Source organism: Lactobacillus hamsteri DSM 5661 = JCM 6256 (genome assembly GCF_000615445.1).
In the GTDB taxonomy this organism is placed as follows: domain Bacteria; phylum Bacillota; class Bacilli; order Lactobacillales; family Lactobacillaceae; genus Lactobacillus; species Lactobacillus hamsteri.
In genome coordinates, this window is sequence record NZ_BALY01000024.1 from 17717 (window position 1) to 27387 (window position 9671).

Consider the following 9671-nt stretch of genomic DNA (forward strand, 5'->3'; position numbering starts at 1 on the left):
GAGATGACTTCTTTGCGTTCCTCATCTATCTCGATATGAGATACCCCAAGCAAAAATTATTACGAGAATAAAGTTTAATAATAGAGTAAATCCAGTAATCCAAAATACAGTTGCATAATTTGAAAAACCAGAAATTGCAGAACCCATTAATGCACCTAACACAGAGCCAACAGCTTGGAAGGATTGGTTGTAACTAAAAATTCGGCCAAAACTTTCAGAAGGTGTATTTAATGTTAAAACGGTTTGAGCAGCTGGAAGCATCCCGGCACTTGCAATCCCTAGTAAGAAACGCAATGCTGCTAAAACCCAAGGATTATTAGTTAAGGCCATCGGAATAAAGAGAATGAATCCAATCATTAATCCAATTCTGAGAACTCTAAGAGGTCCAATTTCATCCATTTTATGACCAATTTTGGATGCGGCGATCAAAGTTCCTAATCCTGGCGTGGCAGCTACAACTCCGGCTACAAAGGCCACATCGCTGCTGTTTGGCATCATAGATTTTACATATAGCGAAACGATTGGATCAATTGACATGGTGGAAGATTGAACAAGCATTGTTGTTACAAACATTAAAATGATTAATTTAACGCTTGGCAAACTTTTCATGATTTCACCCATTGGCTTCATCTTTTCACGAGAAATTGGAGTAAAGTCTTCATGAACTAAGAAACTTGTGCCAAGAAAAACTATAAACATTAAAAATCCAGTGATGAAGAAAGGAATTCTATAGCCCCAAGCTCCACCTAGCCAATTACCAAAGAAGCTTGATAAACCACCGCCTAATAGAGGTCCTACTAAGTTGCCGGCCGTTCCAGCAGTCATCATTTGACTCATAACCCAACCGCTGCGTTGATGTGGTGTTTCACCCGCCATTAACGCTGTAGCGTTGTTAATATAGCCTGAAAAAGACCCTTGAATAAATCTCATTACAATAATATAAATCGCATTTGGAGCAAAGCCTGTTAAAGTAATTGTTAATGCCATCACGCCTGAAGCACGCATACACATTAATTTTCGACCTTTGCTATCAGCTAAACTTCCCCAATATGGAGAAACTATTGCTTGAGCTATAAAGGTCATCGCAAACGCTAACCCCGAATATAAATTAATTTGTAATTTACTGTAATTTCCAATATCGGAAATAAACAGCGAGATAAAGGGCATGGTCATCGAATAGCCCATACCAGTGATAAAACAGCCTAGCCACAGAGTATAAAAAGCTTTATGCCAACCTGCAGGAAGTTGATCTGATTTTTGATTTTTCAAAAAGTCATCTCTTTCATTAATTTATTGATAACTTATTTTAATAGTTCTATGTTAGGATAGTGATTCAGAGAAGGGAGTGTGGCCAATATGGCACATATGTCACGCCGTGAATATCGGATGAAAAAAGAACACGGTGATCATAATGCAAATGTGGCAAAGTCACGATATGCTCAAACGCGAGCTAATGATCGTAGAGAATTTAGACAAATGAGAGAAAAGGCAGAGCCTAAGAGACAGCCGGATTTTTCTAATATAAATTCTCGCCAAGAATATACGCATGTAAAATTAAATTTTTGGAATATATTTTCAGATCGTCCCTATGTTTCAGTAGCTATCATATTAGTAGCGATATTTTTAATAATGATTAAGCTCTGGTGGGGATTGATTATTTTAGCAATAATTGTGGCAGCAGGTATATACATTATTGGTCATAGCCACCATCCAAATCGAGTATTAAGTATTGAATTTAAATTAAAAGCTTCCAGAAAACTTAGCATGTTGCGTGCTTTGCAATTAGGTGGATCAGTCTTAATGTTTTTAGCTACTTATATGAAGCAAGTAGTTAGTGTTGATTTTACTTCAGCAGGGTCAACTGATAGTTTACAAGTTGTTGAAAGTGTTCTTTCAACTCATGGCGGAAGTTATGGACAACAAGGAACTTATTTCCTTAATTTGTGGAATACTTTTACAGGAAATCAATTGTGGAGTTCCTATCGTTATGCAACGAATAGTGCGCAAATGATGAGTTCGCCTTCAGGACGCTGGATTATTATGTGGACTTTATTATTAATGATTGCACCTGCATTTTGTGTTTTAGCGCAAATGTTTAAAGAACCGTATTCTCGTAATGCTACATTAATTGCTTCATTTATTACGATGATTAGTTTTATTTTTACGCCTGTTTTAATGCGCCATTGGGTTGTAGCTTATGCAATGGAAAACCAAATGGGTGCACAAGCGGCAAACAATGCTGTATCTGTTGGAGCTATGGCTTATGTAGCAATTGCCTGTGCGATTGGCGTTAACTTAATTGCTTTGTATCGTTTCATTAAAAAAGATAATTTTGCTTAATGAAGACAAAAATAACGGCTAGAGTAAATGACTCTAACCGTTATTTTTTATATTTTATTTTTGGGAATATGACTTAAGTTTAATTTTAGTACCAGTGGTGTGCTAACCAGAAACGCTTAGCATTAACCCATGAACCGTAACGACCGTAAACGTAGTTATCAGCAGTTCTTTCTTGGTTCTTTGGTGATAAATCGCCGTGTAAGTAAGCAATGTTTAATTGGTACTTACCGTAACAAGCACCGTTTCTAGCAGTGTAACTACCACTTGATTCACGCATTGCAATCCAACGCTTAGCAGCTTTTTCTCTCTTTGAAAGCTTTCTAGCAGCTTGAACAGTTTGAGTAGCAGAGTTGTTTGAAGTAAAAGTTTGAACGCTGACAACGGCAACAAACGCGATTGCAACAGCGGCTAATAATTTAACTAAAGTAGATTTAATGTTTTTCATTATTTCTTTCATTCCCTATAAAATTTAAATATTTCTTAATTACTATGCTTCATATATTACAAGTAGAATGTGACAACAATGTTACAAAACGACCACGCAACTCTTACAATCTAAGTAATGTTGCCTTTTTAATGTAACAAAAGCACTTTTTTGATAAAATTTAAGGGAAATCTAGTCCATTTAGGAGGTATTTTGATGGCCGTAAAACGTTTTTATGAAACATTACACCCTGAACATTATGATCTTTTCATTGATGTTAAGCGTGCAGATAAAAAAATTAGTGGTACTTCAACCATTACTGGTGAAGCACAAGAAGATACAGTTTTAGTTAATCAAAAATTCATGAAGGTTTCATCCGTTCGTGCTGACGGTAAGGAAGTTCCTTTTGAAGTTAGCGATGAAGATGAAGCAATTAAGATTAACTTAGGTAGAACTGGCAAGACTACAATTGCAATTGATTATACAGCTCCATTAACTGACACAATGATGGGAATTTATCCTTCATATTACGAACTTAATGGCGAAAAGAAGCAAATTATTGGTACGCAATTTGAAACAACTTTTGCTCGCCAAGCATTCCCATGTGTTGACGAACCTGAAGCTAAGGCAACTTTCACCTTGTCACTTAAGTGGGATGAAAAGCCAGGCGAAATTGCTCTTGCCAACATGCCAGAAACTAGCGTAGAAGATGGCGTTCACCATTTTGAAGAAACTGTTCGCATGTCTAGTTACTTAGTAGCATTTGCCTTTGGTGAATTACAATCTAAGATGACTGAAACTAAGGACGGCGTAAAAGTTGGCGTATTTGCTACTAAGGCTCACAAGGCTAAGGAATTAGACTTTGCTTTGGATATTGCAAAACGTGCAATTGAATTTTACGAAGAATTTTACCAAACTAAATACCCACTTCCTCATTCATGGCAATTAGGCTTGCCTGACTTTAGTGCCGGTGCAATGGAAAACTGGGGTCTAGTAACTTACCGTGAATCAGCTCTTTTGTTAGATCCTGACAACACTTCACTTGAAATGAAGAAATATGTTGCTACTGTTGTTACTCATGAACTTGCTCACCAATGGTTCGGTGATTTAGTAACTATGAAATGGTGGGATAACTTATGGCTTAACGAAAGTTTTGCTAATATGATGGAATACTTGTCAGTTGAAGCATTAGAACCTGATTGGCATATTTGGGAAACTTTCCAAACTACTGAAGCTCCAATGGCGCTTACTAGAGATGCCACTGACGGTGTACAATCTGTTCAAATGGATATTAATGATCCTGCTGATATTGATTCCGCCTTTGACGGTGCGATTGTTTATGCTAAAGGCTCAAGAATGCTTGTAATGGTTCGTGCTCTTCTTGGTGATGATGCTCTTCGTAAGGGACTTAAGTATTACTTTGACCATCATAAGTTCGGCAACGCAACGGGCGATGATCTTTGGGATGCACTTTCAACTGCAACTGACTTGGATATTGCTTCAATTATGCATACTTGGCTTAAGCAACCTGGTTATCCAGTTGTTACGGCTAAGATTAATGAAGATGGTCACCTTGTTTTAAGTCAAAAGCAATTCTTTATTGGTGAAGGCAAGGATATTGGCAGAAGTTGGCAAATTCCTTTGAATGCTAACTTTGAAGCTCCTAAGATTATGGCTGATAAGGAACTTGATATTGGTGATTACAAGGAATTGCGTGCTAAAGCAGGTCATCCATTACGCTTGAATGTAGGCAATAGCTCACACTTTATCGTTAAATATGACGAAACTTTAATGAACGATATTATGTCAGAACTTGATAACTTAGATCCAATTGCTAAGTTGCAATTATTGCAAGATCTTCGTTTGCTTGCTGAAGGTAAACAAATTTCTTACGCAACTATCGTTCCTTTGCTTACTAAGTTTGCTGATTCTAAGTCTGCATTGGTAATCAATGCTTTGTACACTACTGCAGCTAAATTGCGTCAATTTGTTGACCCAGATTCAGATGCAGAAAAAGACTTGAAGAAGTTTTATGATAAATTGTCAGCTGCTCAAGTTGCTCGTCTTGGTTGGATGCCAAAGAAGGGTGAAAGTGATGATGACATTCAAATCCGTCCTTACGAATTAAGCGCAAGTATTTATGCAGGTAACGCTGATTCAATCGAGGCTGCTCACAAGTTGTATGAAGAACATAAAGACAACTTAAATGCAATGAATGCTGATGTTCGTCCATACGTTTTAATTAATGAAGTTAAGAACTATGGCACTGATGATTTAATTTCTAAATTAATCAAGGAATATCAAACCACAGCTGAAGCTGCTTACAAGGCAGACCTTCGTGCAGCTATTACTAAGACAGGCGATCCTGCAGAAATTAAGAAGATCATTGATTGCTTTGAAAATGCTGATGTTGTAAAGCCTCAAGACTTACGTGGCTGGTTCCAAGGCATGCTTTCTAACCATAAAGGTGAACAAGCAGCTTGGGATTGGATTAGAGAAGACTGGGATTGGCTTGATAAAACTGTTGGTGGCGATATGGAATTTGCTACTTACATTACAGTTATTTCTCGCGTATTCAGAACTCCAGAACGTCTTGCTGAATTTAAGAAATTCTTTGAACCAAAACTTGATATTCAACTTTTAAGCCGTGAAATTAAGATGGATACCAAAGTTATTGAAACTAGAGTGGAATTAATTAAGGATGAAGCTTCTGCTGTAAATGAAGCAGTTGCTAATGCTTTAAATTAATTTCTAAATAAAAATTAATTTTTTTAAGAGCAAATCTGTAAAAAGATTGCTCTTTTTTTGTACAATTCAAGTGTTTGCGTATATGAAAACTTGACGAAAACATTAAGAAAATTATAAAATTAGTTATTCGTGCTCACATGAGAATAAACCTATTAAGGGGGAATTTATTAAATGAGTAAAAAGAATATGGATACAGCCTTCTTTGGACAACCTAGAGGCTTGTCAACTTTATTCTTCACTGAAATGTGGGAAAGATTCAGTTACTACGGCATGAGAGCTATTCTGCTCTTCTACATGTACTATGCAGTAACTGCCGGCGGTTTAGGCATGAGTCAAGTAACAGCTGCCTCAATTATGTCTATTTATGGTTCGCTTGTATATCTTTCTACTGTTGTTGGTGGCTGGCTTTCAGATAGAGTATGGGGACCAAGAAGAACAGTTTTCTTTGGTGGTGTCTTAATTATGTTAGGGCATATTGTTTTGGCATTACCAATGGGTGTTGCGGCGTTATATGTCTCAATTGCTTTCATTGTTGCCGGAACAGGTTTGCTTAAACCAAATGTTTCTGACATGGTTGGTGGCCTTTATTCACCTGAAGATCGTAGACGTGATGCTGGTTTCAGTATGTTTGTTTTCGGTATTAATTTAGGTTCTGCAATTGCACCATGGCTTGTTCCTTGGGCTGCTAATGGTTTTGGCGTTCATGCTTTTGGAAACCACATGAATTTCCATGCAGGTTTTTCACTTGCTGCTATTGGAATGTTCTTTGGTTTGCTTCAATATTACTTTGACGGTAAAAAATATTTATCAACTGAAGGTTTAGTACCTAATGACCCAATTGATAAAAACGATTTACATAAAATTATTGTGAAAATAATTTGGGGTGTTGTTGCCTTAGCTATTGTTCTTGTAATAATGGCAGTAACTAATACTTTGAATATTGATAACGTAATTACTTTGATTACTATTTTAGCAATTGCGATTCCAGTTTATTACTTTGTTGCTATGCTTCGCAGTCCTAAAGTTACTAAGACCGAACGCTCACGTGTCTGGGCGTATATTCCACTTTTTATTGCTGCCGCAATTTTCTGGGGAATTGAAGAATCAGGTTCAGTTGTTTTAGCATTGTTCGCACAAGAAAGAACTGTTTTGCATATTGGCGGTTGGCATTTTGCTGCCGCAAACTTCCAAACTTTGAATCCTGTCTTTATTATGATTTTGACCCCATTCTTTGTTTGGCTTTGGGAAAATTGGAAGAATCAACCAAGTGCACCAAGTAAATTTGCTGCTGGTTTGATTTTTGCTGGTTTATCTTATGTTTTAATGGCTGTTCCAGGTTGGTTATTCGGAACTTCTGGCAGAGTTAGTCCGTTCTGGCTTGTAGGTTCATGGTTTGTCGTTGAAATTGCTGAAATGTTGATTTCTCCAATTGGATTATCTGTAACAACTAAGCTTGCGCCACAAGCATTTAAATCTCAAATGATGAGTATGTGGTTCTTAGCAGATGCTGTTGGTCAAGCTGTTAACTCACAGATTGTTAAGTATTATTCTTCCGCAACAGAAGTACCATATTTCTTGGCTATTGGTATTGTCAGTGTGGTATTCGGTATTGTGATGTTCTTCTTTAGTAAGAAAATTCACTCATTAATGGCCGGAATAAATTAAAAAATAAATAGTAAAAAAATAGAGCTCATTTGAGCTCTATTTTTTAGTGTCTAGCAATAACTGAAAAGATAATGATGATTAGACCTAGAATTAAGAAGACAATTGCTAAGCTTTTCTGCCATTTCTTGTCGTCGCCATTATTCAATGTTCTTAAAGCAGAAATAACGGCAACTACTAAACAAATTATTCCAATTATAACCATATTTTGATTCCTTACCTATCTAGTTAAGCTAAGGAAAAGTATAACACTTTGAACATGAAAAAAGATCAACTCGAGAGAGTTGATCTTTTGATTATTATTTTTAGTTGTAAACAATAACTGGATCGTCTTTGGCAACGTTAGCCCAAACACTGTGAACTTCACTCGGACGAATATTTACACATCCGTGAGATCCACCACGAAGATAAGCTGTTTTACTCCAATCGTTTCTCCAACTTGCATCGTGGAAACCACAACCACTTAAAGTAAATGGCATCCAGTATTGAACCTTTGATGCATAACTTGAACCGTCATCGTTGGTACCACGAAGTGTACTTGGTGATTCTTTGTATTGAATGTACCAAACACCTGTAGGGGTTCTGTTGCCTTTGCCGCCGGTATAAGTACCAGTAACAACGTCATTCAAATGAACCACAACTTTTCCTTTTCTTACGACCCAAACTTCTTGCTTCTTAATTGAAACGACAATGTAATTCTTGCCAATACCATTGTTACTCTTGCCATAACCGTGGGCATAAGTACTGTATCCTAAGCCGTAAATGTAATCTTTACCATCAACAGTCTTAGTACCATCCATAAAGGCTTTTTCTACCGCTGCTTTGGCCTTCTTAACATAAACGCCCCAACCGTAGCTTTCATTCTTTACCGTAATTGTTTTGCCAGCAGGAACCTTAAATTTGTAGCTCTTATGAAGGGTTGATACTTCTTTATCGATTTCATTCATTTTATCGGTAAGTTTATCAACGTCTTCAAAGTTGTATTTGCCATCTTTGTAGCTTGCTTTATCGATTAAATCATCAGCTTTAAGCTTAAACTTTTACCACCAACATTGTAAGTTACTACAGCTTTGTTAACAGCTTTAAGTTTCTTTTGTGCTGTTGATAATTCGCTTGATTTGTAATTGTATTTGTTTTTGCTTGGTAAATCTGTATGTTGTTTGTCAAAGTAATTTTTGACTTGATCCTTAGTAATGGTTTGAACTTGAGGATCGCGACTAAAAATAATTTTGTCATTATCAAGACGGACGGTATTATTAGCTTTTTCGTTAATTTTATCAGTTGCCTTGTTAACAGTTAATTTACCAACTTTGACTCCATAAATTTTCACATTTGGATTAAAGTGAGTTGTTGCAAATTTTCTGGCTTTAGCTTCGCTTGCAACACGATTGTTATGGATTACTACTCCAAAAATAATTGCAATTACAATAATTACACCAGCAATAACCAAATATAGATTATTTCGATTATTGCGTTTTCTTAAATTTTGTCTAGATTGCATATTATCTACCCAACTTTTAACTCTTTCTTTTTGCGAATGAATGTTTGCTTTAGAAAGTTTATCATCAATAATTATATTAGTAAAGATGAGCAACTTTTCTAACATAAAAATTAACATTTCTATTATAATACATTGAAGTGAGTTGAAGGGAGAAATCTGCATGACTAATGATCCAATTGTGTTTCAAATGAGCATTGCTAAGGGAAAACCGCAGTCATATCGAAAAGATAAACCTAAAACTAAAAAAATTTGTCCATTTTGTGATGTAGAACATTTAACCGATATCTATAAGCAAGAGGGCGATATAATTTGGCTTCATAATAAATTTCCGACTTTGCGCGATACTGTTCAAACTGTTCTAATTGAGTCTCATGATCATAATGGCGATATTGCCACATACGGTAAAGAACATAATCGCAAAATGATAAAGTTTGCGTTAAATTGCTTTGAAGAAATGAATAGTAGCAATAAGTATCGCTCAGTTCTCTGGTATAAAAACTTTGGACCACATTCTGGAGGTTCTTTGATTCATCCCCATATGCAGATTGTCGGCCTTGAAAAAGAAGAAGGCTATAAGTATATCTACCCAAATAATTTCGAGGGCGAAACCTTATTTAATGAGTCTGATGTGGAAGTTAATATTGCTCAGCATCCAGTTCAAGGTTATACAGAATTAAATATCAACACTCTTAAAAAAGAGAACTTGGATTTATGGGCAGATTGGATTCAAAGTGGTGTAAAATATATGCTTAACATCATGTATAACGGGCGTTGCGACTCTTATAATCTTTTCTTTTATCCACGTGAAGATGGCGGAATTTGTGCAAAATTAATTACGCGCTTTAATGCACCACCGTATTTTGTTGGTTATAAATTATCACAAGTAAATGATGAACTCACGTTGGATAAAGAAGCTCATCGTTTTAGAAAATTTTTTGATAATGACTCTAAAATAGAATAATGAAAAAATAGAACCTGCATAAGGTTCTATTTTTT

Annotated in this window: 7 protein-coding genes and 1 pseudogene; 4 read left to right on the plus strand and 4 right to left on the minus strand. The window is 36.1% G+C overall.

Annotated elements, in window-relative coordinates:
* Positions 1–21 precede the first annotated feature (21 nt).
* Entirely contained in the window at positions 22–1269 is a 1248-nt protein-coding gene (locus JCM6256_RS06745; RefSeq protein ID WP_025080982.1) for an MFS transporter, read from the minus strand.
* Positions 1270–1356: 87 nt separating this feature from the next.
* On the opposite strand from JCM6256_RS06745, the gene JCM6256_RS06750 reads away from it, so the two are divergent.
* Positions 1357–2340, plus strand: coding sequence for a hypothetical protein (locus tag JCM6256_RS06750; RefSeq protein WP_025080983.1), 984 nt, complete (start codon positions 1357–1359; stop codon positions 2338–2340).
* A gap of 85 nt (positions 2341–2425) precedes the next feature.
* On the opposite strand, the gene JCM6256_RS06755 is transcribed toward JCM6256_RS06750, so the two are convergent.
* Positions 2426–2788 carry an aggregation-promoting factor C-terminal-like domain-containing protein gene (locus JCM6256_RS06755; protein ID WP_025080984.1) on the minus strand — a complete coding sequence of 121 codons (363 nt, stop codon included), beginning with the start codon at positions 2786–2788 and terminating at the stop codon, positions 2426–2428.
* 192 nt (positions 2789–2980) lie between these two features.
* On the opposite strand from JCM6256_RS06755, the gene JCM6256_RS06760 reads away from it, so the two are divergent.
* Both JCM6256_RS06760 and JCM6256_RS06765 read left to right on the plus strand, forming a co-directional pair.
* Positions 2981–5512, plus strand: a complete 2532-nt coding sequence (locus JCM6256_RS06760; protein WP_025080985.1) for a M1 family metallopeptidase — start codon at positions 2981–2983, stop codon at positions 5510–5512.
* 171 nt (positions 5513–5683) lie between these two features.
* A complete protein-coding gene (locus JCM6256_RS06765) occupies positions 5684–7177 on the plus strand; it encodes a peptide MFS transporter (protein ID WP_025080986.1) in 1494 nt (497 codons plus the stop codon).
* 43 nt (positions 7178–7220) lie between these two features.
* Here the strand turns inward: JCM6256_RS06765 and JCM6256_RS10700 are convergent, their stop codons facing one another.
* Positions 7221–7379: a hypothetical protein gene (locus JCM6256_RS10700; RefSeq protein ID WP_169787503.1), complete on the minus strand. Its 159-nt coding sequence runs from the start codon at positions 7377–7379 to the stop codon at positions 7221–7223.
* Positions 7380–7479: 100 nt separating this feature from the next.
* Positions 7480–8675 (minus strand): annotated as a pseudogene (locus tag JCM6256_RS10015) (L,D-transpeptidase family protein).
* Positions 8676–8835: 160 nt separating this feature from the next.
* Here JCM6256_RS10015 and JCM6256_RS06780 point away from each other — a divergent pair.
* Positions 8836–9636 carry a DUF4931 domain-containing protein gene (locus tag JCM6256_RS06780; protein ID WP_025080987.1) on the plus strand — a complete coding sequence of 267 codons (801 nt, stop codon included), beginning with the start codon at positions 8836–8838 and terminating at the stop codon, positions 9634–9636.
* Positions 9637–9671: the final 35 nt, after the last annotated feature.